Genomic DNA, 24959 nt, shown 5'->3' with positions numbered 1-24959 from the left:
TAATAAATGATAAGTGGAGTAATGTCCTGGTTTAGTTTATAGTGACGGGCATTACGGTGATACGGTTTCCATTGATGGTGAAATGCACCCTTCCTGTTTGTTCCATTAATTCCAGCAGTTGCCCAATGTTCTCTTTACGGGTCATACTGCCATACATCCTGATACCTGAAACATCGCCTTTGTATTCGATCTCTACATCATACCAGCGTGCAATTTGCCGCATGATCACCGGGATCTCGGCTTTGCGGAACCTGAACTGTCCTTCTTTCCAGGCCATCACTTCTTCCATTTCCGGATGGGTAATTAAAAAACGGTCTTCTTTACCTGCTATACTCGCCTGCTGGCCGGGTTTCATCATAACCGTAGCAGCACCCTGTGTTACACGGACAGCGCCTTCCAGCAAGGTGGTTTTTATGCTGGCTTCATCGGCATAAGCCATTACATTAAACTGAGTGCCCAGCACTTTCACTTCAATGCCGGATGTTTGCACAATAAATGGCTTTTCCGCATGCTGTGCAATTTCAAAATATGCTTCGCCGCTGAGCATTACCGTTCTGCTGTTGCCGGTAAATGCAACGGGAAATTTCAATGAAGAAGCAGCATTCATCCAAACCTGGCTGCCATCGGGTAATACCACCTGGTATTGCCCGCCTTTGGGTGTGCGGATGGTATTATATTCAGGAGCGGCGTTGCTGTTACCGTTGGCGGCGTGATAAGCCAGCCGGCCACTGTCGAGTTTTATGATCTTCGTACTGCCCTGCTGGCCTACGGTGCCGGCGCCAGCTTCATCCAGCACAATAGTACTGCCATCTGCAAGGATCAGTTCTGCTTTATGACCACCCGGTTTTATCTCCGTACTTTTCTTCAGCACTAACGTTTTCGGCTGTACGTAATAATAGCGCCAGGTATAAATGCCTGCCAGGATACAAGCCAGCACGGCGGCGGCGGCCATTGTTCTATAAAAGGCGCGGATATTTTTCCGGGAGAGATGGCGGAGGTCATCTTCTTCCGGCATCGCTTGCTGTGCAGTAATGTCCGTTTCTCCAGGATCGTCTCTCCGTACCAATGCCTGCCGTAATGCTGCAGTTGCCATCACTTTATCGAACTGCTGCTGTAAATCAGGATCCGGAGGAGTGGTGTACCTGTTTTCCGCAAGTATGCCTGCAATCATTTCTTCCAGTGCCGGCCCGGTATGTTCCGTTTGCATCAATACCTGCAGGCGCCTGCTTTCCTCAGGGGTGAGCCCGTTGCCAAGGTATTTCTCCAATAAATCTTTTAACTCATCATGTAACATAAAACCGGGTGCAAAAACAACACTCTCATGAAGGGTTGTAATAATAAAGACGAAAAAAGAATGAACGGGAATCCTTTGTTACCGGAAAATTGTTATACTTCGTTTACCCGGTAACGTTATACTCATGTAACATGCTCCGCTCTTCTGCCCATATATTTCCGGATGGCTGCAATAGACCTTGCAATGTAATTTTTGGAAGTTACCCGGGAGATATTCATCTGCCGGGCAATTTCATCGTGCGACATGCCCTGGAAACGGCTCAGCCGGAAAGCCAGCTGCAGCTGGGCGGGCAACTGGTTAATAGCGGTATGCAGCTGGCCTTCCATATCTTTCAGCTCCAGTTTATCCTGTGCGGATGGAAGGTCAGATGCCATAGATACATGCTGCCCTTCTTCCTGTACAGTAGGTAATACCCTTTTCCTGAACTCATCCAGGATGAGATTCTTTGCGGTAGTATACAGGAAAGCGTCGAAACGCTGTACTGCCTGCAACCGCTCCCGGTTCATCCATATTTTGATAAAGATCTCCTGTGTCAGGTCTTCTGCAAGCACAGGTGACTTAACAAACTGCAGGGCATTGGCATACATCCTGCTCCAGTAATGGTTAAATAACCGCTGGAAGGCAGGCTGATCCCCTGCTGCCACACGCAGTAACAGCTCTTTTTCATTATGTGGACTATCTTTCGGCAAGGAAGGTCATGGAATTTATTACAAAATAATCATTTCGCGGAATTACCAATATTTATAAAGACGGTAAAAAAAATAGACCGAATCCTTCCTGCTTCTCTTTTTTTACTTAAATACTCACCTGGGCACAAATAATACCGCATCTGCCGCCACAATCCCCTCTGTTTTGTGATTACCTATTTCCACATAGGCACTGCTGCCGGCTTTCAGCTGGTAGGTGCCCAGGCTTACCCATTCTCCCGATGTTTGCCCCTCTACTTTTATACTGGCTGCCGTAATTTCCACTTCTTTCACAGTACTGCCATCAAACACCTTTACATGTGCATTGCCATCCAAACCGGGCAGGCGGGGCACATAGGTAAATACTTCATACTTACCGGCCCGCTCAATGGCCGGCGAAAAGCGCACTGATTTGGGTACCGCCCCTTTGCTGTCGTCCGTGAGCATGGTGGGGCCATAACAGCCATGCACCATTTTTTTCCAGTCCCCTTTCACCGTTACATGCTGTGCATCGTCGTCGTCCACCAGTATTTCGGCAGGACTGTTATCTGCCAGCGGATTAGTGCGCAGCATAGTCTGCACTTTCTGTACATCTGCTTCCTGTACGGGAACACGCTGATCGATGGATACCGCTGCTGCTGTGGCAGCGGATTGCGCCAGCACCATAAACACCGGCTCCATACGGATAGAGCCATAGGCAATATGCGAGGCCGATAAACAAACCGGTACCAGCACATTTTTTGCGTCTTCCGGCTTTGGGATAATAGACCTGTAGGATACCGGGTAAGGCCCGAAGCCACCTTTCTGCACATCTCCCTCATTTTTCACCATCCCATTTACTACTATGCGCTGGCAGTTATGGGAGTCCATTGTATAAGCGGCCATCCCCACTGCATCATTTACTTTTTCCCGGCCTTCGCAATTGGCCTGGGTCATCACGTAAGCGCCTATCATACGTCTTGCTTCACGTATATACAGCTGCGGCGACCAGTGCCCGTTGTCGGTGTACTCATCTTTCGGGTATCCCCATTGCAACATTTCCTTGCGGAGATGGGCGGGTATCCGTTCATCATGGCCTATAAAATATAGCAGCCCTTTAGTATAAAGCTCGTGCTCACGGACGATCTTTTTCCGGGTAGCGGGATCTGCTTCCGGGTAGTTGTAGTTCATCCCGATCATATCAGTGGAAAAAGCCCCGTAATTGTTGATGTCCGTTTTCCCGTTGGGCATGAGGTCTATCTTGAGATTGGGTTTCAGCGCTTCCGGTTTGGTGGCGTTCAGGAGACGGATCAGCAGCTCATAGCGCGACGGATCATAGTCTTCCGGTTTGGTAATAGGAATGCGGTTTTCCGGGCGGTTGCTCAGGCAGATCCTGAAATTATACGCCTGTACCTTTTTATCGCCGGAGCCTTGCGCTGCCAGCGTTTCGCTGCTGATACCCCATAACAGGCCGCTTTCAGGCTTGCCTGGTATTTTGTACGGGTCCACCCCATCGGGGAACTGATGCTTATCGAGGAGCTGCACGCCGTTATAGGTTTCCTGGTACTGCGCGTTGGCTTCCCGGCCTATTGTATAGGAGATGCCGGCTTTTGCCATCAGGTCGCCTTCGTAGGAGCAATCTATAAACATTTTGGCTTTCACCACCTGGGCAGCGGGGCCGTTCACCGTTATTTCCGTAATATACCCGTTTTGTTTTACTGCCTTGCTGATAGTATACCCGTAAAGTACCTCCACGCTGGCAGCTTTGATATACTGCTGGAAGATGGCCTCCGCTACGTGAGGCTCAAAGATCCACTGTTCCAGTTTCCCGTAATGGGCGCCGATCCGGCGGTAAAAATCGCGCGATAACCCGGTGATGGCATATTTGTTACCAATATCGGTATAGCCCAATCCACCGGATGTAAGGCCTCCCAGGTGTTTTTCCGGTGATACCAGCAATACTGTTTTGTGTAACTGCTTTGCCGTATAGGCTGCTATTACCCCCGCAGAGGTACCGCCGTATACGCAGATATCCACCTCCCTGGGCGGAGCCGTAAATCCGTAACTGCCAAGCGGAAGGAGATAAGCTATACATAAAACGAGGATAGAAAAGAGTTTGATTTTCATACGTGAATAAATAACCGCCCTTTGGAAGACCGCTATATGTATAAAGACGGAAAAAAAAGTAACAGGAATGCGTCTACCCCAAAAAAAATTTATGACAGCCGCTTAGTATCTTTGTGATCTTCTACAAGATAAACACCTGCATATGACAGCTACGACAATACTGCTCGACGGAAAAGCATTATCCAAACAAATGGAAGCGGAATTAAAGACCAGGGTGCAGCGTATCATTGAAAAAACGGGGATAGTGCCGGTACTGGCCACCATCCTTGTAGGCGATGATCCCTCCTCTGAAGTATATGTGAAAATGAAAGGCAATGCGTGTGAGCGGGTGGGGATGACTTCCGTAAAAGTACATCTGCCCAAAGAAACCACTACAGCAGAGTTACTGGACACCATCCGGCAACTGAATACCGATCCCCGGATCTGCGGCATTCTTTTACAACATCCCGTTCCCCACCAGATTGATGAAAGGGCTTGTTTTGATAAAATAGATATTGATAAAGATGTAGATGGAGTCACCTGCCTTGGATTTGGCCGGATGTCGATGAGCGAGCCGGCCTATGGCAGCGCCACTCCTGCAGGCATTATGAAGCTGCTGAAGCATTACCAACTACCCCTTGCCGGCAAACATGCAGTGGTAGTGGGCCGGAGTCCCATCCTGGGTAAGCCTGTAGCCATGATGCTGCTGAATGAAAATGCTACCGTTACCATTTGCCACTCCCGCACTAATAATTTACCGGAGCTGATCAGGCAGGCCGACATTATAGTGGGCGCTGTAGGGAAGCCTGAATTTATAAAAGCGGAATGGATAAAAGACAACGCTATTGTAGTAGATGCCGGCTATCACAAAGGCGGCATCGGTGATATAGAACTTACCCCGCTGGTGAACCGGGTAGCCGCTTACACCCCCGTACCGGGTGGCGTTGGCCCAGTGACCATTGCAACGCTGATTGCACAAACAGTGGAATCTGCCGAAAAGAAAATGTTGTCCTGATATAAAAACGGCTGCGGGCAACTAATACCCGCAGCTGTTTTTTGTCCCTTTTTGCCCGCCTGATTGTCGTATTCTCCCCCGCTTTGTACGGATATATCCACTTAAGTTTGTGGAAAAGGAAATCTATGAGACAAGAACTGCTCCGCGAGGTAACTACCACCGGTGATACCCTTCAACAGCTACTCAATTCTTTTAACGAGGAACAACTGAATACCGTGCCCTTTGAAGGCAGCTGGACAGCAGCACAGGTGGCATCACATATCTGCAAAGCCGGCGACTGCGAAGTATTGTATGGCAGTGCTGCGCCTTCCAACCGTCAACCGGATGAAAAGATACCGGCTGTGAAATCCGTCTTCCTGAACTTCAATACTAAAATGAGTTCACCAGAATTTATACGGCCTGACGAGGGGCATCTTCCAAAAGAATCGGTACTGAAGGATACTGCTGCCATCTGGGAAAAACTAACCACTGCCGCAAATACGGTAAATCTTACTGAAGAATGCACCAGCTTTGAAGTGCCCGGTTTCGGGCCGTTTACACGTCTGGAATGGATCCAGTTTATCAACATCCACACGCAAAGGCATATACACCAGTTGCAACGTATATACAATACCGTTGTAAAGGCTTAAAGCAGCTTATTTAATATTCACGCCAATGCCGATTTGTGCCTGCCGGGTTTTCCATTGGTAGCGGTCATCGATATCGTTCACATTCGTAAGGCCCAGTACATAACGGGCATAAACGTGCAGTATATCGAAGGTGAGTGTAGCGCCGGCAGCCACGCCAAAGTCGCTGCGCTTGAAAGCGTTACGGTCGTAGGTCAGGAGATTTTCATTATCGTAGAACAGGTAGCTGTATTGGGGGCCTGCGTTAACAGTAATCAATTTATTTACATTATAACGTAACAGCAGCGGTAAGGTAATATAGCTGAGCTTTATGGTTTTATTAGCGTTGTCGTTACTGGTATGGATATATTTTGCGCTGAAATCATCGCCGCGTTTTGGAGCTACCTGTGAAAACAGGAGCTCCGGCTGCAGGCCCCATTTCTTTGAAAAATCATATTCGGCATATACGCCTAATCTTCCGCCCAGCGTATAATTTGATTTAATGCCCGCCCCATCCAGTTTAAACATGTTCAGATCCGCCTTGATGCCATAATGCAGTTCCTGCGCGCCGGCAGTACCTGCAAGGCAAACCAGCAACAATACTGTCAATAGTCGTTTTTTCATAGCTGATGATTTTGACTATAAAGAAACGAATTGATCAGATGCGAATTGCTGCAGGCAGACCACTAATAGATGATCCTGCTGTTTTTCACTATCACGCCGGATATTTTCTCGGCAGATTCCCCGGGATCATGACAGGTTAAGGTCTACTTTCTTTCCGGTTTTAACTGCCTGGTAGATGGCATCAATAATTTTAAGGTCTTTTACCGCTTCTTCTCCGTCTACAGCTACTACCGGTTGCTTTCCTTCAAGAATGATCCCCGCCATTTCTTCCATCTGCACAGTCTGATGGGTAACATGGGGCTGGGTAAGCTCTCCTTTATTGGTACGCCCGCGGATAGGGCCATAGCCTGTGGATGGTTGCATTTCTGCAAATCCTTTTTCACCGTTGAGATAAAAGCGGTCCAGGTAGTTCATGTTGTAGGTGGACAGGCAAGAGGCAACTGCCCCGCCCGGGAAGCCCAACTGGAACTGAATGGTTTCATCCACCCCTTCTTTAAACTTCACGGGGTCGGTTTTTGTTTCCTGGGCCGTTACCCATATGGGCTCTTCTCCAATCATATACCGGGAGCCGTTAATAGCATAAATACCGATATCCATTAAGGAGCCGCCGCCGGCCAGTTCTTTGTTGAGCCGCCATTGGGTGGGATCGCCAATACGGAAACCGCATTGCCCCTGGAAGAACATGATTTTTCCGAAATCGCCGTTCTTACGCATACGGATCACTTCCAGTGTTTTGGGCTCAAAATGCATGCGGTAGCCCACCAGTAATTTTACATTGGCTTTTTTGCAGGCGGCTATCATTTCCTGGCCCTGCCTGGCATTCAGTGCCATGGGCTTTTCGCAGATCACGTGTTTGCCTGCGGCTGCTATACGGATCGCCTCGTCGTGATGCAGGGCATTTGGCGTGGTAATGTATACCGCATCAATATCTTTATTATCTTTTATACGGTCGAAGTTTTCGTAATTGTAGCAGTTTTTTTCGGGGATAGAGAACCGGCTCTGCCAGTCCTTTATTTTAGATGGCGTACCACTGATCACGCCAACCAGTTTTGCTTTTACGCAGGCCTGCATGGCCTCTGCCACGCGGGTACCGTAACTGCCTAATCCCATGATGGCTACACGTAGTACCGGGCCATCATAGTTTCCAAAGTCCTTGGCCCAGCCGGCAAGCGGCATCAGGGGCAGTACCATAGCGGAGGCGGCAATTTTTTGTATGAAGTTGCGACGAGTGTTCATGACGGGAGATTTGGGTTTCATTTGATACCTTAATAATACAAAAATTATTAGTAGGATGCAGAGAAAAGTAAATGCATATCATAAATACCTATTCATTAATTTACCGCGAATTGTGCTATCATCACCGCGGGTTGATCATTGATGATGCACACATACTGTTATTCCTTTGCATTATTCAAATCTGTCAAAATGAGAATAGTAGCTATAGAAGAACATGTATCATTCCCGGAGATGACTCGTCATCTTCCTGCAGGTATATCGGATAAACAAACGCCGTCTGCTCCCGCCACTCAAATGATGCCTAAACTGGCAGATATTTCAGGCGAACGTTTAAACGCGATGAACGGGTCCGGAATATCCATGCAGGTATTATCGGTTGAAAATACGGATGTAAACCTGTTAAACAGCACCAATGCACCCGTATTTGCTGCAAGGTATAATGATCTGCTGGCGGAAAAAATCAAAGATTATCCCAACAGGTTCACTGCATTTGCACATCTTCCCATGACAGCACCGTTGGCAGCGGCTGATGAGCTGGAGCGCACGGTGATGTCTTACGGTTTTCGAGGGGCAATGATCAGGGGACTTACCAACGGCGAATTCCTGGATGCTCCTAAATTTACACCGGTTTTTGAAAGAGCCGAAAAATTGGGGGTTCCCATTTATATTCATCCCGGCATTCCTCCCAAAACAGTGATGGATGCTTATTATAGCAATGTTGGCGGCCACACAGGCCCTTTTGATGCCATTGCCTGCTGGGGATGGGGCTGGCATTCAGAAACCGCGATCCATGTGTTACGGCTGCTGGCTGCCGGTGTCTTTGACAGGTACCCCGGGTTAAAAATAATCATAGGTCATATGGGCGAAATGTTACCCATGATGTGGGCACGATCAGACAGGGCCTTTCAGCCCGGCAATGGCGGATATAATCAACGGACATTAATCGATACTTTCCGGCAGCAACTATATATTACTACCAGTGGCTTCTTTACACAGCCCCCACTCCGGATTGCGCTCGACACTATTGGAATAGACAATATTATATTTTCCGTCGATTATCCTTTCAGCAATAACCAGATGGGTATTGATTTTTTGAATGAGATCCAGCTTCCCCCCGAACAGGTGGAGAAGATTGCACATGGGAATGCGGATAAATTACTTGGGCTGCAGGCATCATAAACTTAAAGCATGAACAGTATTCCGGTACATAAATTACAGGATAGAACCCACCGGGCTTTTTTACTCAAACCTTTCACAGGGAAAGAATCAGATCATAAACAGTCTGAATACCTTGGAGCGCACCGGGATGATCATTACATATTCTATATATTGCTGGAAGGCACTGGCTCAACGGTAGTGGACTTTGAAGAAAAAATCGTTCGTGCGAACCAGTTATATTATATTCTGCCTGAACAGATCCACTACCGGATTAAAACAGGCAAAGCAAAAGGATGGTTCATCGCTACAGATCCTTCATTAATAGACCCTGCCTGTCGCAATGCTTTCGAAAACTGGCTGGGTTCCCAGAAGCCTGTTACTTTATCCCGGAGCGATACGCATGATTATGACCAGCTCCTTAACATCATTTATCGTAAAATGACTTCCGGCAATGTAAATTTAACAGTGCTGTATTCGTTGCTTCGCTCATTCCTTGAAATGGCTGCAGATACCGTCCGGGGCGCAGAAGACACCGATACAAAAGGTTCAAGACACGCGGAAATATCTCTTAAATTCAAAAAACTATTAAACGAAAATATAAGAAAATACAAAGGCCCTTCCGATTATGCCCGTATGCTTCATATTTCAGAATCATATCTTAATGAATCCTTAAAGAAGATAACCGGTTCTCCCGTTTCATTCTGGATAAAATACAAAGTCATTATCGAGGCCAAACGGCTGTTATACTTCAGCAACCTGAACGTAAAGCAGATAGCTGATGATCTGGGCTTTGAGAACTATTCTTATTTTTCCCGGTTGTTTTGCAAGGAAACGGGGATGACGGCGCTTACATTCCGTAAAAAGTTCAAGGATTCAAACAGCCAGCTTTAAGTTGAAAAAACAAACAAAAAAGCCGCTCCCGGTAACCCCGGAAGCGGCCAATATATCTTTACAAAAAATCAATTCTTCACATCATACAGGATCACAAACTCCACTCTCCTGTTCTTTGCCCTTCCCTCTTCCGTACTATTGGAGGCAATAGGATCACGGTCTGAAAGGCCCCAGGTAAACATACGGTCGTTGCTCACTTCAAAACTATTCAGCAATTGTTTTGCACCTGTTGCACGGCGCTCGGATAAATCACGATTGTACTCAGCTGCCCCTGTGTTATCGGTATGACCGGTAATGAGGATCTTTGTCTTATTATACCTGTTGAGCACATCTGCAAAATGCCTGAAGGTAGGCTTTACACTCTCGTTCACCTGGTCGGAAGAAGAGGAAAACAATACGTTGTTGGGGAAGATAACTTTCAGGCTGTCTTTAATAATGCTTACTTCCGCATCGTTCAGGGTGTTCTTCAGCTCTTCATACTGCTTTGTCATATAAGCATGCTGGCTGCTGGTTTTCCTGGAAGATGCGCAGGAAGCCATTAAAACAATGGTCACTATTGCCACCAGGCAATAACGGGAGGTCAATAACATTTTTTTCATATCCGCTGTATTAAGATGCAAAGGTATGTAAAATAGCCATTATCAAGCTGTTGCATAAATAATCTGTAATATTTATAAAAACATATATGCGTTAATGTTATAACGCTCCTGCCCGGTTGACTAAAAAGCGATAGCACCATTGCGTTTATAATTTTATCTTGGAGAGATATGAATACGATCCCTTTGATACAAAGCATATCCGGGCTGCTGGCCGGCATTGCCCTCATCGTATTGCTCACGGCGCGTTTCAGGGTACATGCTTTTTTTGCATTGCTGCTGGCCAGTATACTTACCGGCATTATTTTACAGTTGCCCGTAACAGATATCCTTGGCAGTATTAAAAGCGGTATGGGTAATATTATAGGCTCACTCGGACTGCTCATCATCCTTGGCACCACGCTGGGGCTCATCCTGGAACATACCGGCAGTACCACTGTACTGGCTAATTATGTACTGCGCCGTACCGGTACCGGCCGCTCTGCGCTGGCGATGAATATCATCGGTTACCTGGTAGGCATGCCCATATTCTGCGACTCGGGATTTATTGTGTTAAGCGGGTTAAACAAAGCGCTGGCCAAACGTTCCAGCATCTCCATGATCGTGATGGCATCATCACTGGCTACAGGGCTGTATGCCGTGCATTGCCTGATGCCGCCGCACCCCGGCATTACCGCCGCCACAGGTACGCTGCAGGCAGAAACAGGCAGGGTGATGCTGTACGGCTTGCTCATTGCCATTCCTGCATCAGCCGCAGGGTATTGCTGGTCGGTGTTTGCAGGGCGACGGATAGCCGTTAACGTTAGCGGCACCGGGGAAGCGGCAGCCGAAATACAGCAAGGTCCTTCTGTTCTTATGTCGGTATTACCTATAGCCGTACCCGTTATACTGATTGCTATCCGTTCCCTGGGCGGACTGGAAATATCACATCCCAATCCTGTATTCAGGACTATTTCTATCCTGGGCATCCCCGAAGTGGCGATAGGTACGGGTATCCTGCTGGCATTAACCCAGCTGAAAAGCAATATGGGCGCCATATTGCAGGAAGGCGCTGAAAAAGCAGCGGGCATACTGGTGATCATTGGCGGTGGCGGCGCTTTTGGCGCCATCCTGGCTAAAGCGGATATTGGCAGCCACATTGCACAGAACCATTCTGTTGCCGCGTTGGGATTGCTGCTGCCCTTCCTGGTTACGGCACTGCTGAAAACTGCGCAGGGCTCATCTACTGTAGCAGTGATTGCCGCCGCCGCCATTCTACAACCGTTGCTGCCTGTTATGGGCTTTGACTCCGCCAATGGCCGGATCCTCTGTGTATTGGCTATGGGCGCAGGATCTATGATGATTTCGCATACCAACGATGCTTATTTCTGGGTGATCTCTAAATTTTCGGGGCTGGAAATAAAAGATATGCTGCGGGTATACAGTACAGGTACAGTGGTAATGGGACTGGTATCCGTAGGGTTGGTGTATTTATTGTCGATGGTGCTGGCGGTGTAGCCATGGCTACACCGCAATTATTTTTTTATCTCCCTCCTTCCAGCGCCTGTTTCAGGTCCGCTACTATATCCACCACGCTCTCCAATCCCACGCTCATCCTGATCAATCCATCAGAGATCCCCGCTTTCTCCCGGTCTTCCTTTTTCATGCCGGAATGCGTCATGGAAGCAGGATGAGATACCAGCGTATCCAGCGTACCAAGTGATACGGCACGCAGGCACATCTGCAACCGGTCAATGAAATGCACAGCCGCATCAAAGCCTTCTTTCAGTTCAAAACTCATTACCGCGCCGGGATAACGCATTTGTTTGGCAGACAGTGTATAGTCGGGGTGAGAAGGCAGCCCGTTATAATTCACTTTTGCCACTGCCGGATGTGCATGCAGGAATTCAGCTACCGTTTGCGCGTTGCTGCAATGCTGCTTCATGCGCAGCTCCAGCGTTTTAACGCCCTGGATCAGCAGGAAAGTATCAAATGGGTTGGCGCAGCCTCCCAGCAACTTCGCAGTCCTGTTCACCTTTGTTTGCATAAAGGCAATATCTTTTCCGATGAGCACACCACCGATAGCGGTACCATGACCATTCAGGAATTTTGTAGTGGAATGAAAAACAAAATCAGCGCCGTAACGGAATGGTTGCTGCAGATACGGTGTAGCAAAGGTATTATCCACACTTACTTTCACACCATGCCTTCCGGCTATTTCACAGATAGCAGCGATATCCACACAGCGCATGGATGGGTTGGCAGGCGATTCTATATGGATCATTTTTATGGAAGGGTCCTGCTGAAGCAGGAATGCGACGGCAATTGTATCGTGAAGATCAGCTATCAACGCCTTTACACCGAATTGCGGCAGGAAGTCGAACAGAAATTCGTGGGTACCACCGTAAAGCGAATAATGCGTTACAATGGTATCCCCAGCTGCTACGTTGGAAAGGAACATGCTGGTCATAGCCGCCTGCCCGCTGGCATGCAGTATTGCCTTCAGCTGTAAAGGCTGGCCGTTGGCAGCGGTGATGCCGAAGGCTTCGAGAGAAGCGATCAGCTCCTCAGCCACCGATACGGTTGGATTACCAAAGCGGGAATAAATATAGCCGGGAGCCGTACCTTTAAAGCGGTCCATGCCCTGCTGTGCATTGTCGAATGTAAAGGTGGAGGTAGCGAAAACCGGCACCAGGTGGGCATTTTCGGCCATATTAGACTGGGCTGCATGAATAGCTGCCGAAGCCATTTCTGTAAAAACGGGGTGATTGCTCATGCTGTAAATTTATAGTTTCCCCGGAACAAAAAACAGGCACAAACAAGAAAGCCCTTGCAGGAAATCCTTAAATAGTATAATATTGGCAATAGCTATCATTTTTTGCCACAAAATCCGGATCACGCTGTGAATTTATCTGAGGACAGGATACTTTTTTCCAGAATTGCCAGTGGAGATGAAGCAGCTTTCCGTTTATTATACCACCGTTACAATGCAGTACTGGCGGGATCTGTAAAGAAGCTGCTGAAATCAGGGACGGCTGCGGAAGAAGTATTACAGGAGGTATTCCTGAAAGTATGGATGATGCGCCATACCCTGGAAAGCATTGAAAATCCGGGGGGATGGATGTATACCCTGGCAGCCAACTACTCCCTGTCCGCACTCAGGAAACAAGCCAGGGAAAAACACCGGCAGGACGACATTGCCGACGATATGCCGGGTGATGCCGATGTGCCGGAAGGCATTTATGCAAAAGAGTTACAGGCATTGATCAAACATGCCATCGAACAACTACCTGCTTCCCGCAGGGAAGTGTTTATTTTGAATACCCAGGAAGGCAAATCACGCAAGGAAATAGCCGATGCCCTGGATATCTCCGAAAATACGGTAAAGAACCAGCTGGTAACCGCCCGCAGATTTATCCGGGAATACCTGGAAAAACGTACCGGTACACGACTTCCTATCCTCTTGATCATACTCCTGTCGAAGTTTTTTTAATTTTTTTTTAAGAGACATAGTACGGCAGATAAATTTCTGCGTCTATCAGCAAAAGAAGGGTGCACAGTGGAAGCAAAAGAATACTACAGGTTTTTATTAGAGCGCTACTACAACGGGTCTGCCACCGCGGCGGAAGCCGAAGAGTTGTTTGCAGCCCTGCGTACCGGCTCCGATGAGGCAGAGTGGACAGCTATGATCAGTGAGCTGCATGCATCCGCTACGGCCGATCCGGCCTATGATCCCACAGTATATGAAAAGCAGGTGAATAGTATCCTGCAACAGGAGCATATCCCGGTAAAAAGTATGCGCCGCATGGTAATCCGGTATGCTGCCGCAGCAGCCATTACATTATTCATAGGCACCGCAGGGTATTTTGCCTGGAAGGGGCAATCCCGTAAAATGCCTGTTACCATCGTTTCTGCAAACGATGTGAAGCCAGGCAGGAGCGGTGCGGTGCTTACCCTGGCCGATGGCAGCGAAGTAGTGCTGGACAGCCTGGGCAATGGCATTGTAACCAACCAGCAGGGCACACGCGTAACGCTCAACAACGGCCAGCTTAGCTACGACGCAGCTGGCTCCGGTACGGTAAGCCAGAACACTATGACCACGCCACGTGGCCGGAAATTCAGGCTGCGCCTCCCTGACGGCACAGGCGTTTGGCTCAATGCAGCCAGTGTTATCAGCTACCCTACTGCCTTTACCGGTAACAACCGCACTGTAACTTTAACAGGTGAAGCCTACTTTGAAGTAGCTCCCAACAAGAACCAGCCATTCATTGTACAACTCAGTAAAGGCGCCAGCGTACAGGTGCTGGGCACTCATTTCAATATCCATGCATACCCCGATGAAAACAATATCAGTACTACCCTGCTGGGTGGTGCAGTGAAAGTAAATATAAACCGGCAAAGCAATTTGCTGAAACCCGGGCAACAACTGGATATCAATAAAAAATCCGGCGTCATCACACTCAACAGCCAGGTAGATACGCTGTCTATCATCGCGTGGAAAAATGATATCCTGAGTTTCCAGGATAAAAATCTGACCGCTGTTATCAACATGATTGCGCGCTGGTACGATATAGAAGTAGTATATGAAACTACTCCGCCTGATATCACATTCGTAGGAGAAACAGGCAGCGATGTAAATCTTTCAAGCGTGCTGAACTTTCTCCGGGAATCCGGCATACACTTCCGCCTGGAAAACAAGACTTTAATTATAGAAAAATAAACAGCAAATTAATTATCAATATAGAAAAAAGTTATAGAAAAACAGTGAACCAGAATACCAGCAATCAGCCAATGAAGTTAGCTGGCAATAAAAAACCGGAGGTGATTGGACCCGCCCCCGGTAAACGATTACAGCTATGCAAAACAGTTGAGTAATTCCGTACATCTATCATTTTACAAGCCAAATCACTACAAAGCTATGCAAAAAAATGCTCTTTGTAACTGGTTCCCCTATGCGCAGAAATCCGCGAAAGCGCATACCAGGAACTGGTTCCCAACCAAAATGCTGTTAGTTATGAAACTGACGTTTTTATTGCTTACCACCGCTTTTCTAAATGTGACTGCCACCGGGTATGCACAACTGATCACCTGGTCGGGGAAAAATGTGCGCGTGGAAAAAATATTCTCCGTTATCCGTATACAATCCGGTTACAATGTAGTAGCCAGCAAAGATGTGCTGGAGAAAGCAAATCCGGTAACCATGAAAGTAGAAAACGTTTCTGTCCGGGAATTCCTGGACCTTATGCTGAAAGACCAGCCGCTGAAATATGTCATAGAAAATAAATCCATCTTCATCTCACCAAAACCGGCAACCGTTAAGGAAAACAACAGCCTTTCCGCCCCGGATACAGATGTAAAGGGCAAAGTAACCGACGAAGCTGGCAATCCTTTACCCGGTGTTTCCGTAAGGGTAAAAGGAAGCGCCCAGGGCGTAAGCACCGCCTCCGATGGGAGCTACTCACTTCATATTACCAAAGAAGGCGCTGTAGTGTTGCAGTTCTCCTACCTGGGCATGACCCCGCAGGAAATCAGCATAACCGGCAGCGGCACCTTCAATATAGTACTGAAAGCTTCCGTGGAACAGCAAACCGAAGTAGTGGTAGTAGGCTATGGCACCCAGAAGCGAAGCGACGTTACCGGCTCGGTTGCTTCCGTGCCCAAAGAACGGCTGAAAAATCTGCCCGTAACCAATGTTTTGCAATCGATTCAGGGAACCACGGCAGGTGTTAATATTGTAAGCAACAGCAGCAAGCCGGGCAGCTCCCCGGCCTTCTACCTCCGCGGCCTGAAATCCATCAACGCCAGCAATGCCCCGCTCATTGTACTGGACGGAATCCCTTTCAGCGGCAGCTACAATGATATTAATCCAAACGACATCGAGTCTGTCGATATCCTGAAAGACGTATCGGCATCAGCTATCTATGGCGCCAGGGGCGCTAATGGCGTGATCATGATCACTACCCGGAAAGGTAAAACAGGCAAACCCCTGATTTCCTACAACGGCTATGCCGGCCCGGAATACCAGAGCAATACCGTAAAACAAATGAACGGGGAACAATACCGTACAAAAAATCACTGGTATAATATACAGGCAGGACGCCCCGATGCACCGGATCTTCCATACCTTACGGAACAAACGAACTATGCCAACGGGATGCCGGAAACCGACTGGCTCAAAGAGATCGCCCAACAGGGTTATATACATAGCCATGAACTGAGCATTTCCGGGGGGACGGATCATGTGAAATACTATATCTCCGGAACATACCTTAAAGAACAGGGTAACCTGAAGGGCTTTCAGTACAACCGTTCCAGCATCAGGGCCAACCTGGATGCAAACGTAACCTCCTGGCTGAAAACAGGCGTTAACCTGTTCCTCGTAAACAACAACCAGGACGGTGGTAAAGTAACGCTGTTCGATGCCAATGCCCTCAGCCCTTATGGCTCCCTATACAATGCAGCCGGCGATTATGAAGTATATCCCATCGCTCCCCAAACCTTGTACATGAGCCCGCTGATCAACCTGTACAACCCGGGGCTTAACCGCAGCAAAAACATCACTGCAGCCGGCTATGCGGAAATAGCCCCCGGTTTCGTAAAAGGGCTTAAATACAGGATGAACGCTTCCTACGCATTCCGTCCATCACGTACAGGCGACTACTCCGGCCGCAAAATGGGCGATCTTAAAGGAAGCGCCGACGTTACCAATTCGGAAAACAAACAGTGGATCGTGGAAAACCTGCTTACTTATTCCCTTACCCGGAACAAGCACACGCTGGACTTTACCGGTCTTTACAGCGCGCAAAAGGAAGAACAATTCTTTTCCGAACTGGAAGCCAATACTTTTATCAACGACAACCTGGACTTCAATAACATGAAAGCCGCGCAGGTGCAGAAAACCACTACCAGCTACGGCGCCACCACATTGTTGTCGCAGATGTTCCGTATTAATTACAACTACGACAGCCGCTACCTGCTCACCGCCACCGTACGCCGCGATGGCTACTCAGGGTTTGGAGCAGATAATAAATACGCGGTATTCCCGTCTGTTGCCGCCGGATGGAATATCCATAATGAGAAGTTCATGTCGGGTATTCCTGTGATCAACCAGCTGAAGCTGCGCGCCTCCTATGGCAAATCGGGCAACCAGGCCGTGGGCGCTTACCGTACCCTCTCCAGGCTCAGCACCGTTAACTATATTTACGACGGCGTTACCTCCATCGGTGTGATCCCAGACACACTTGGCAACAGCCGCCTGAAATGGGAAACCACCGCGGGCTTAAACATAGGTATCGATTTCGCCCTCTGGAACAGCCGCCTCAGTGGCAGCATAGAAGGATATAGCACCCGCACATCAGACCTGCTGTTAAGCAGGAAAATCCCTTCCATCAACGGGTATACCTCCGTTTATGACAACATCGGCGAAACCGCCAATAAAGGCCTGGAACTAATGTTGAACAGCCGCAATATCCAATCAGGTAACTTCACATGGAATACCGGTTTCAACATCTCCTTTAATAAAAATAAAGTAGTAGCGCTCTATGGCGACAACAAAGACGATATCGGTAACAACCTGTTCATAGGAAAACCCATGCTGGGCATTTACGATTATACCATGACCGGTATCTGGCAGGAAGGTGAAGATGCCAAAATAGACCCAGGCGCCAAACCCGGGTATATTAAATTTGCGGACATCGATAAGAGTGGTAAGATAGATGCAGCAGACCGCTCCTATCTCGGTACACAATTACCGAAATATATTGCGGGCCTGACCAACACTTTTACCTATAAAAATTTTGTCCTGAATATTTTTATACAGGATGTTCACGGTTCTCTCCGTCCTAATAATATCCTGGATAACCGCGACCAGGCAGGCATCATCAACTTACCCGCAGAAATCCCCTACTGGACCTCCGAAAATAAGATCAACACCAATCCGGCGCTGTTCTATACAAATCCTAAAGGTTATAAATATGCGCAGGATGCTTCTTTTATCCGTATAAAAGATATAACGCTCAGCTATAACTTCGATAAAACTGCTTTACAACGGTACAAGATCTCCAATCTCACTGTATACCTGAGCGGAAGGAACCTGGCCACGTTTACCAAATGGCAGGGATATGACCCCGAAACATCTCCTTCGTCCATTACCTCCAGTACCACACGCCTGAACAACGGGCAGGGCGCAGGGCAGCAAAGCTCCGACTTCTATCCGCTGAATACCACCGTGATCATGGGCGTAAATATCAGTTTATAATTTAAAAGAGATAACAATGAAACACGCAAAATATATATACAGATTTGTGCTGGCAGGTATGTCGCTCATGGCGGCATCATCCTGTAGTAAAAGCTTCCTGGATGAAGAACTGAAATCCAGCTATGCACCGGATAACACACTGGTAGACCAGCTGGGCTTTGAAGCCGCCAGTACCGGCATGCTCAGCATCATGCGCAACGATTACGGCAACACGCAGGGACTGCTGGCCACCTTTTATGTAGGCACCGACATGGCCATTACCGGTCAGCCTAACACTGTGCAGGCGCCGTATGAAAATTACCAGAACCTCAATTCCCAGACCGGTTCTTTAAGCACCATCTGGAACTGGGGGTACAAGCTGATCAACAGCGCCAATACGATCATCGCAGCAACAGATAATCCGAAGGTACAGCTCACTGATGAGCAAAGGAAGTTATACAAAGCAGAAGCCTGTTTTTTCCGCGCTTATGCTTACAATCATCTCTCTATACTTTTTGGAGATGTACCACTGATCATTGCCCCGGTGAGCGTACCACGCACCGATTACACACGTGCGAAAGAAGCCGATGTGGTGAGCCAGATAATCGCCGACCTTACCTTTGCAGAAGCGAACCTGCCCGATCCTTCCAAAGTGATCAAACAGGGAAGGATCAACAAATTTGCAGCATCGCAGCTGCTGGCAGAAGCATTACTGCGCGCCAACAGGCCTGCCGAAGCTGAAGCCGCTGCCAAAAGGATCATCGACAGTAAATTCTTTTCCCTGATCACCGCCCGCTATGGTGCAAAGGCCACCCAACCCGGCGATCCATTTGCAGATATGTTCACCTATGGCAACATGCGCCGCAGCCAGGGCAACACGGAAGCCATCTGGGTGATTGAACAGAACTACAATGTAACCGGTGGCGGATCGGATTTTGATCAGCGCAGGCGTGAATGGGGCCCTTTCTATGTAAATGTGGCCGGCATGAAGATATGCGATTCATTAGGCGGCCGCGGTATAGGCAGGATCAGGCCCACCAACTGGTGGACCTATGAGCTGTACGACAAAGATGATATGCGCAATTCCCCGTACAATATCCGCCGCAACTACTACTACAACGATCCGGCTTCTCCTAAATACGGCCAGCCGGTAATTGTTACCGGGTTTGATACCATACAGAATATTTATGCACATACCACCAAATGGTATGAGTTCCAGCCGCAGGACCTGCAAGGTGCACAGTCGTACAAAGACCGTATCCAGATGCGCCTCGGTGAAACTTATCTCCTGCTTGCCGAAGCGCAGCTCCAACAGGGCCGCACCGGCGATGCCGCCGCCAGCATTAATGTGATCCGCCGCCGCGCCCATGCCAAAGAAGTGCTGGCAGGCGATGTAACCCTTGACTATCTTCTCGATGAAAGGGCCCGGGAGCTCACCGCGGAAGAACTTCGCAGGCTCACGCTGGTAAGAACCAAAACACTGGTGGCCCGCGTAAGGAAATATAATCCAAAAGTAGCGCCTACCATCAGCGATTTTAATATTCACCTGCCCATCCCTCAATCTGAAATTGATGTGAATAAGGATGCAGTGCTGACACAGAATACAGGCTACACGAAATAATCCGGCAGATGAATAAATTTTATATCATAGCTTTCCTGAACGTACTCCTGTTTCTACAGGGGTACGCACAGGAAGGACGACAGATAATTCCATTCAATGACGGATGGACCTTCAGGAAGGGACCACTGGTAGCGGATGTCCACCAGGCAGACACTGCATGGACAAATGTTACTATTCCACATACCTGGAACAACAAAGACATGCAGGAAGGGAAGAACTTCTATGCAGGAGAAGCCTGCTATCAAAAAACCTTTCACATAGCCGCTAACCTGAATGGAAAAAGATTGTTCCTCCGCTTCGATGGCGTAGGTTCCATAGCACAGCTATATGTGAACAACCGCTTCATTGGCGAACACAAAGGCTCATATGCCGCCTTCTGTTTTGAAATAACACATTCCGTAAAGTACGGTGAAGAAAATACTATTGTGGTGAAAGCCAATAACAAGGCGCGGGAGGATGTATTACCCATCAACAATTTCCTGTTTGGTATTTTCGGGGGAATTTACCGGCCGGTAAATCTTCTGATCACCAACGATATTAACATTACCGCCACCGATTATGCTTCTCCCGGTATCTACATTACACAGGATCATGTGAGCAATGAGAAAGCAATGGTGGGCGTTACTACAAAAATTGAAAATAAACAGGCACACTATACTAACGTACAGGTACAAACGGTGATCCGCGACAGGCAGGGAAAACGTATATCCATTACCGTTAAAGAAGTGAATCTGAGCCCCCAGGGTATCAATATCATCCACCAGGAATTACCGGTAACCAGCCCGCACCTGTGGAACGGCTTGAAAGATCCGTATCTCTATTCCCTTACTACTTCCCTGATCAGCAATGGGCACATTATCGATGCGGTAACACAGCCGCTGGGATTACGGCGTTTTGAAATAGTGGCAGGTAAAGGCTTTTTCCTTAACGGGCAACCATATGCAATGCACGGCGTTACCCGTCACCAGGAATGGCAGGACTGCGGCAACGCGCTTACCAATGCGCAGCATAAGGCCGATCTGGACCTGATCCGCGAAATAGGCGCCACTACCATCAGGTTCGCGCACTACCAGCAATCGGGGTATCTGTATTCGCTGTGCGACAGTATAGGTTTCGTTGTATGGGCGGAGATTCCCTTTGTGAATAACTTCTCCGGTAAGGAAAGCGAAAATGCGCGGCAGCAACTCACCGAACTGATCCGTCAGAACTTCAACCACCCTTCCATTTATGTATGGGGCATGCACAATGAAGTATATTCCAAAACACCGGACGAACATGTAGCAGTGCTCACGCGGCAGTTGAACGATCTGGCCAAAACTGAAGATCCACGCAGGTATACGGTTGCTGTAAGTGGTTACGGCGAAATGAACCGCCCCGCCAACCTTGCCACCGATATACAAGGTATGAACCGATACTTTGGCTGGTATGAAGGCAGCATCGGCGATATTGAAAAGTGGGTATCCGGCCTGGAGAAAAATTACCCCGATTATAAACTGATGCTCACAGAATATGGCGCAGATGGCAACATCAATCAGCATACCGATAGCATCAGTACCAACTTTGACCCCGTGAACGGCCAGTTTTTTCCGGAAACCTATCAAACTGCCACACATGTACAACAATGGGCTGTGATAGAAAAGCACCCATACATTGCAGCATCCTATCTCTGGAATATGTTTGAATTTGCAGTACCCATGTGGAACCGTGGCGGTGTGAATGCACGTAACCTGAAAGGGCTCATTACCTACGACCGTAAACAAAAAAAAGACGCCTTCTACTGGTACAAGGCTAACTGGAACCCAGAGCCCATGATCTATATTGCTGACCGGCGGAATAAAACACGCCAACCCCAACGGGTACACGCAGAAGTGTTCAGCAACCTGGAAAAAGTGACGCTTACATTGAACAACAGCGCCCCTATTTCCGGACGTAAAGGCGCCAACAACAAAGACTTTATTTTTGATGATCTTCAACTGAAGCCAGGCATAAATATCCTGACCGCTTCAGGTACATCTAACGGCAAAGTATATACTGACACCATTACCTGGAACCATTAAAAACGAAACAATGAAAAGATACTGTATAGCCACCGCACTGCTGATCGCCCAATTATATAGCAGCGCCCAGGAGAAAGACACCATTGCTCTGCAGCACGGCGCACACCGCAGCGGCAACAGGTCCGATGCCGCTATGGCCCGGTGGCGTTCCCTCCGCCTTGGCCAGTTCATTCACTGGGGATTATATGCCATTCCCGGCGGAGAATGGAATGGGAAAACATACAACGGCGCTGCAGAATGGATCCGCTCATGGAAGGAAATGCCCCACGCCGATTACGATAACCTGTACAAACAGTTTAACCCGGTGAACTATCACCCGGAACAGTGGGCGCAATATGCAAAAGATATGGGCGCAAAGTATATGATCATCACTACCAAACACCATGATGGATTTTGTCTCTGGCCCAGTAAATACACCCGTTACACCATTGCTGCCTCACCTTACAAAAAGGATATCATCGGCCCAATGGTGGAGGCATATAATAGGAAAGGCATTGATGTATACCTGTACTTTTCTATCATCGACTGGAATCACCCCGACTGGCGCACCTCACTTAAAACTCCGGCCGACAGCCTCGCTTACGGACGGTTTAAAATATTTGTGAAGAACCAGCTGCGGGAATTATTGACCCAATACCCTGCCGTAAAAGGCTTCTGGTTCGACGGCACCTGGGACGACTCCTGGAAAAACGATGGCACCTTCTCTGATGAGCTTGAACAATACCTGCAACAGCTCCACCCTGGGCTTATCATCGGCAGCCGCCTGCGCGCCGATGAAAAAGGCGCCCGGCATTTTGATTCAAACAACCACCTCATGGGTGACTACGAACAAGGCTGGGAACGTAAACTGCCGGAGAAATATGCAGACATACACGGCAACGACTGGGAAGGTGTAATGACCATCCCCGAAAACCAGTGGGGATACGCTGCAAAATGGACAGGCCACATCAAATCATCGAACGAGCTGATAGAAATGCTGGCCAGGTCCACCTCTCTCGGTGGCAATTTCGTGATCAATTTTGGTCCCAAACCCGATGGCACTTTCCGCAGCGAAGAAACCCAACGCATGCAGGAAACAGGCAACTGGATGAAAGTAAACGGCACGGCCATCTATGAAGGCGGCTATGCAGGTTTTGATAAACAGGACTGGGGATATTATATCCGTAAATCCGGTACAGACAGCGTTTTCATGGTGGTATGCAATGTACCGGTATCCGGCAACCTGCGGGTGAAACTGCCGCCACGCACGGCGCTTCTGAAAGTTTCTCCCCTGGCGCAACCTTCCACAGAGCTTACGCCTGAACTGATCGGAAAGAATGAATACTTTATACAAGTAGGGAATGCACCACGTACAGCGCCGTTCGTCATCCTGCTGCAAACCCGTACAGGTATGGAAAGCGGGGGATTTGAGAAAGCGCGGACCTGAGCGGGCTTTGTCTGACCCAGGATTATGATGATTCTACTGATTTGTTTTTTTGGGTTTTTTGAGAAATTTTAAGAAATGGATTTTGGGGAGATAGCAACAGCTGCGCTGTTGGTGTCTCCCTGATTTTTGAAGGGCATAGTATGGCATATATGATGTTATATCGTCGGGATAGTACCTCCATCAATAATATACTCCGTACCACTTAAATACCCCGCACGCGGCGATACGAGGAAACCTACAAGCTCAGCTACTTCTTCCGGTTTTGCCGGGCGGCCCATAGGAATACCCCCAAGGAACTGCATAAGCTGCTGCAATGCATCGTTAAAGCTGCTGCCTGTACGATCGGCCATTTCCCGGATCATTTTATCGGCAGCGGAGGTTTGAATAAAGCCTGGAGAAACGGTAAGCACCCTCACTCCTTTTGGCGCCACTTCGTTGGACAGGCCCTTGCTGTAATTGATCAGCGCGGCCTTTGCTGCAGCATAGGGCAGTGTGGAATCGTAGAGCGGCATGCTGCCCTGTATGGAAGCGATATGAATAATAACACCGGCGCCTTTGGCCAGCATGTAAGGCAAAAGAACCCGGTCCAGCCGCACCGGCGCCAGCAGATTGGTTTGTAAAGTGGTTTCCCAGTGATGATCTGTCAATACCGAAAAGCCACCACCGGGCGTTTCAGAACTACCCAGGTTATTCACCAGTATATCTGCTCCCCCGTATTGTTCCCCAACTTCGTTGGCTACCGAAGCAATACCTTCTGCCGTACTGAGATCCGCTCCTATAAAATGAAATGCGGGATCTGTATCTGCCGGTTTTGTTCTGGCAGTGATGATCACCCTGGCCCCGGCCCTGGCCAGCCGTACTGCAATAGCTTTTCCTGCTCCTTTTGTTCCGCCTGTTACCAACGCTGTTTTACCTGACAGTTCGTTGTCAAAACTTAATCCTTGTTCCATCTGTTATTGTTTTCAGCAAAATTCTCTCAATTATCCATGGCGGGCAATAACGGAAAAACGATTCACATAGGGTTAAATTTATCCCTATGGCTTGTTTAAGAACAATAAAGTACTTTTGATCCATGTATGTAAAAAAGCTCCCTGTTACGCTGAATTGCGGTCTTGATCTTGTAGGGGAAGTGCTCTACGGCAAGTGGAAAATACGCCTGTTGTATTTCATCCATAAAGGGCATAAACGCCCAAGCGAACTACAGCGGCAAATACCTGATGCCACCCGCCGTGTGTTAAATATCCAGCTCAATGAAATGGAAAAACATGGACTGGTATCAAAGGTGGTGTTTGCACAGGCGCCGCCGAAAGTAGAATATAGCCTTACAACACTAGGCGCCTCTCTTATACCCGTAATTAAGGTATTGGGAGAATGGGCGGATGAGCATGAAGAAGTGTTGAAAGAAGCGATCCTGCGGGGAAATTAACAGTTTCTGATGCCTTCAACCCAC

20 protein-coding genes are annotated in these 24959 nt (G+C 48.3%); 12 read left to right on the top strand and 8 right to left on the bottom strand.

The window, feature by feature from the left end; all coding sequences use genetic code 11:
* Positions 1 to 31 precede the first annotated feature (31 nt).
* The 3 genes from ABIE50_RS12790 to ABIE50_RS12780 form a co-directional block, all read right to left on the bottom strand.
* Positions 32 to 1267: a FecR family protein gene (locus tag ABIE50_RS12790; protein WP_209861028.1), complete on the bottom strand. Its 1236-nt coding sequence runs from the start codon at positions 1265 to 1267 to the stop codon at positions 32 to 34.
* A gap of 149 nt (positions 1268 to 1416) precedes the next feature.
* A complete protein-coding gene (locus ABIE50_RS12785; protein ID WP_209861030.1) occupies positions 1417 to 1983 on the bottom strand; it encodes an RNA polymerase sigma factor in 567 nt (188 codons plus the stop codon).
* A 114-nt stretch (positions 1984 to 2097) separates the two neighbouring features.
* Positions 2098 to 4086, bottom strand: coding sequence for an FAD-dependent oxidoreductase (locus ABIE50_RS12780; protein WP_209861032.1), 1989 nt, complete (start codon positions 4084 to 4086; stop codon positions 2098 to 2100).
* 142 nt (positions 4087 to 4228) lie between these two features.
* Between ABIE50_RS12780 and folD the strand changes: the two genes are divergently transcribed.
* Together folD and ABIE50_RS12770 are read left to right on the top strand one after the other, a co-directional pair.
* Positions 4229 to 5080 carry a bifunctional methylenetetrahydrofolate dehydrogenase/methenyltetrahydrofolate cyclohydrolase FolD gene (gene folD, locus ABIE50_RS12775; protein WP_209861034.1) on the top strand — a complete coding sequence of 284 codons (852 nt, stop codon included), beginning with the start codon at positions 4229 to 4231 and terminating at the stop codon, positions 5078 to 5080.
* Between the two features lie 125 nt (positions 5081 to 5205).
* Positions 5206 to 5709, top strand: a complete 504-nt coding sequence (locus ABIE50_RS12770) for a DinB family protein (RefSeq protein ID WP_209861036.1) — start codon at positions 5206 to 5208, stop codon at positions 5707 to 5709.
* Between the two features lie 6 nt (positions 5710 to 5715).
* Here ABIE50_RS12770 and ABIE50_RS12765 read toward each other — a convergent pair whose 3' ends face one another.
* Together ABIE50_RS12765 and ABIE50_RS12760 are read right to left on the bottom strand one after the other, a co-directional pair.
* Positions 5716 to 6309, bottom strand: coding sequence for a porin family protein (locus tag ABIE50_RS12765; protein WP_209861038.1), 594 nt, complete (start codon positions 6307 to 6309; stop codon positions 5716 to 5718).
* Between the two features lie 126 nt (positions 6310 to 6435).
* Positions 6436 to 7545: a Gfo/Idh/MocA family protein gene (locus ABIE50_RS12760; RefSeq protein ID WP_209861040.1), complete on the bottom strand. Its 1110-nt coding sequence runs from the start codon at positions 7543 to 7545 to the stop codon at positions 6436 to 6438.
* Positions 7546 to 7734: 189 nt separating this feature from the next.
* On the opposite strand from ABIE50_RS12760, the gene ABIE50_RS12755 reads away from it, so the two are divergent.
* Both ABIE50_RS12755 and ABIE50_RS12750 read left to right on the top strand, forming a co-directional pair.
* A complete protein-coding gene (locus ABIE50_RS12755) occupies positions 7735 to 8724 on the top strand; it encodes an amidohydrolase family protein (RefSeq protein WP_209861042.1) in 990 nt (329 codons plus the stop codon).
* A 9-nt stretch (positions 8725 to 8733) separates the two neighbouring features.
* Positions 8734 to 9594, top strand: a complete 861-nt coding sequence (locus ABIE50_RS12750; protein WP_209861044.1) for a helix-turn-helix domain-containing protein — start codon at positions 8734 to 8736, stop codon at positions 9592 to 9594.
* A gap of 68 nt (positions 9595 to 9662) precedes the next feature.
* On the opposite strand, the gene ABIE50_RS12745 is transcribed toward ABIE50_RS12750, so the two are convergent.
* On the bottom strand, positions 9663 to 10193 hold the full coding sequence (locus ABIE50_RS12745) for an OmpA family protein (RefSeq protein WP_209861046.1): 531 nt from the start codon (positions 10191 to 10193) through the stop codon (positions 9663 to 9665).
* 168 nt (positions 10194 to 10361) lie between these two features.
* Between ABIE50_RS12745 and ABIE50_RS12740 the strand changes: the two genes are divergently transcribed.
* Positions 10362 to 11687, top strand: a complete 1326-nt coding sequence (locus tag ABIE50_RS12740; RefSeq protein WP_209861048.1) for a GntP family permease — start codon at positions 10362 to 10364, stop codon at positions 11685 to 11687.
* A 25-nt stretch (positions 11688 to 11712) separates the two neighbouring features.
* On the opposite strand, the gene ABIE50_RS12735 is transcribed toward ABIE50_RS12740, so the two are convergent.
* A complete protein-coding gene (locus ABIE50_RS12735) occupies positions 11713 to 12945 on the bottom strand; it encodes a trans-sulfuration enzyme family protein (protein ID WP_209861050.1) in 1233 nt (410 codons plus the stop codon).
* A 126-nt stretch (positions 12946 to 13071) separates the two neighbouring features.
* Between ABIE50_RS12735 and ABIE50_RS12730 the strand changes: the two genes are divergently transcribed.
* The 6 genes from ABIE50_RS12730 to ABIE50_RS12705 all read left to right on the top strand — a co-directional run bounded on the left by ABIE50_RS12730 (position 13072) and on the right by ABIE50_RS12705 (position 23509).
* Complete coding sequence (locus tag ABIE50_RS12730) at positions 13072 to 13662, top strand: RNA polymerase sigma factor (protein WP_209861052.1); 591 nt, start codon at positions 13072 to 13074, stop codon at positions 13660 to 13662.
* Positions 13663 to 13728: 66 nt separating this feature from the next.
* On the top strand, positions 13729 to 14889 hold the full coding sequence (locus ABIE50_RS12725) for a FecR family protein (protein ID WP_209861054.1): 1161 nt from the start codon (positions 13729 to 13731) through the stop codon (positions 14887 to 14889).
* A gap of 294 nt (positions 14890 to 15183) precedes the next feature.
* Complete coding sequence (locus ABIE50_RS12720; RefSeq protein WP_209861056.1) at positions 15184 to 18426, top strand: TonB-dependent receptor; 3243 nt, start codon at positions 15184 to 15186, stop codon at positions 18424 to 18426.
* Between the two features lie 16 nt (positions 18427 to 18442).
* Positions 18443 to 20026 (top strand): RagB/SusD family nutrient uptake outer membrane protein, encoded by a 1584-nt coding sequence (locus ABIE50_RS12715; RefSeq protein ID WP_142682863.1) that lies wholly within the window; start codon positions 18443 to 18445, stop codon positions 20024 to 20026.
* Between the two features lie 8 nt (positions 20027 to 20034).
* Positions 20035 to 22083 (top strand): glycoside hydrolase family 2 protein, encoded by a 2049-nt coding sequence (locus tag ABIE50_RS12710; protein WP_209861058.1) that lies wholly within the window; start codon positions 20035 to 20037, stop codon positions 22081 to 22083.
* Between the two features lie 10 nt (positions 22084 to 22093).
* Positions 22094 to 23509, top strand: coding sequence for an alpha-L-fucosidase (locus tag ABIE50_RS12705; RefSeq protein WP_209861060.1), 1416 nt, complete (start codon positions 22094 to 22096; stop codon positions 23507 to 23509).
* Between the two features lie 155 nt (positions 23510 to 23664).
* Here ABIE50_RS12705 and ABIE50_RS12700 read toward each other — a convergent pair whose 3' ends face one another.
* A complete protein-coding gene (locus ABIE50_RS12700) occupies positions 23665 to 24459 on the bottom strand; it encodes an SDR family oxidoreductase (protein ID WP_209861062.1) in 795 nt (264 codons plus the stop codon).
* A gap of 122 nt (positions 24460 to 24581) precedes the next feature.
* Between ABIE50_RS12700 and ABIE50_RS12695 the strand changes: the two genes are divergently transcribed.
* Positions 24582 to 24935, top strand: coding sequence for a winged helix-turn-helix transcriptional regulator (locus tag ABIE50_RS12695; RefSeq protein ID WP_142682867.1), 354 nt, complete (start codon positions 24582 to 24584; stop codon positions 24933 to 24935).
* The last annotated feature ends 24 nt before the right edge of the window (positions 24936 to 24959 follow it).

Source organism: Chitinophaga sp. OAE865, assembly GCF_040546735.1.
GTDB classification, from domain to species: domain Bacteria; phylum Bacteroidota; class Bacteroidia; order Chitinophagales; family Chitinophagaceae; genus Chitinophaga; species Chitinophaga polysaccharea_A.
This window is presented reverse-complemented; position numbering and strand designations above follow the sequence as displayed.

Excerpts from the sequence above, each read along its gene's own strand:
- ABIE50_RS12780 (WP_209861032.1), bottom strand. The coding sequence starts at position 4,086 with ATGAAAATCAAACTCTTTTCTATCCTCGTTTTATGTATAGCTTATCTC.
- folD (WP_209861034.1), top strand. The coding sequence starts at position 4,229 with ATGACAGCTACGACAATACTGCTCGACGGAAAAGCATTATCCAAACAA.
- ABIE50_RS12770 (WP_209861036.1), top strand. The coding sequence starts at position 5,206 with ATGAGACAAGAACTGCTCCGCGAGGTAACTACCACCGGTGATACCCTT.
- ABIE50_RS12765 (WP_209861038.1), bottom strand. The coding sequence starts at position 6,309 with ATGAAAAAACGACTATTGACAGTATTGTTGCTGGTTTGCCTTGCAGGT.
- ABIE50_RS12760 (WP_209861040.1), bottom strand. The coding sequence starts at position 7,545 with ATGAACACTCGTCGCAACTTCATACAAAAAATTGCCGCCTCCGCTATG.
- ABIE50_RS12755 (WP_209861042.1), top strand. The coding sequence starts at position 7,735 with ATGAGAATAGTAGCTATAGAAGAACATGTATCATTCCCGGAGATGACT.
- ABIE50_RS12750 (WP_209861044.1), top strand. The coding sequence starts at position 8,734 with ATGAACAGTATTCCGGTACATAAATTACAGGATAGAACCCACCGGGCT.
- ABIE50_RS12745 (WP_209861046.1), bottom strand. The coding sequence starts at position 10,193 with ATGAAAAAAATGTTATTGACCTCCCGTTATTGCCTGGTGGCAATAGTG.
- ABIE50_RS12740 (WP_209861048.1), top strand. The coding sequence starts at position 10,362 with ATGAATACGATCCCTTTGATACAAAGCATATCCGGGCTGCTGGCCGGC.
- ABIE50_RS12735 (WP_209861050.1), bottom strand. The coding sequence starts at position 12,945 with ATGAGCAATCACCCCGTTTTTACAGAAATGGCTTCGGCAGCTATTCAT.
- ABIE50_RS12720 (WP_209861056.1), top strand. The coding sequence starts at position 15,184 with ATGAAACTGACGTTTTTATTGCTTACCACCGCTTTTCTAAATGTGACT.
- ABIE50_RS12715 (WP_142682863.1), top strand. The coding sequence starts at position 18,443 with ATGAAACACGCAAAATATATATACAGATTTGTGCTGGCAGGTATGTCG.
- ABIE50_RS12710 (WP_209861058.1), top strand. The coding sequence starts at position 20,035 with ATGAATAAATTTTATATCATAGCTTTCCTGAACGTACTCCTGTTTCTA.
- ABIE50_RS12705 (WP_209861060.1), top strand. The coding sequence starts at position 22,094 with ATGAAAAGATACTGTATAGCCACCGCACTGCTGATCGCCCAATTATAT.
- ABIE50_RS12700 (WP_209861062.1), bottom strand. The coding sequence starts at position 24,459 with ATGGAACAAGGATTAAGTTTTGACAACGAACTGTCAGGTAAAACAGCG.
- ABIE50_RS12695 (WP_142682867.1), top strand. The coding sequence starts at position 24,582 with ATGTATGTAAAAAAGCTCCCTGTTACGCTGAATTGCGGTCTTGATCTT.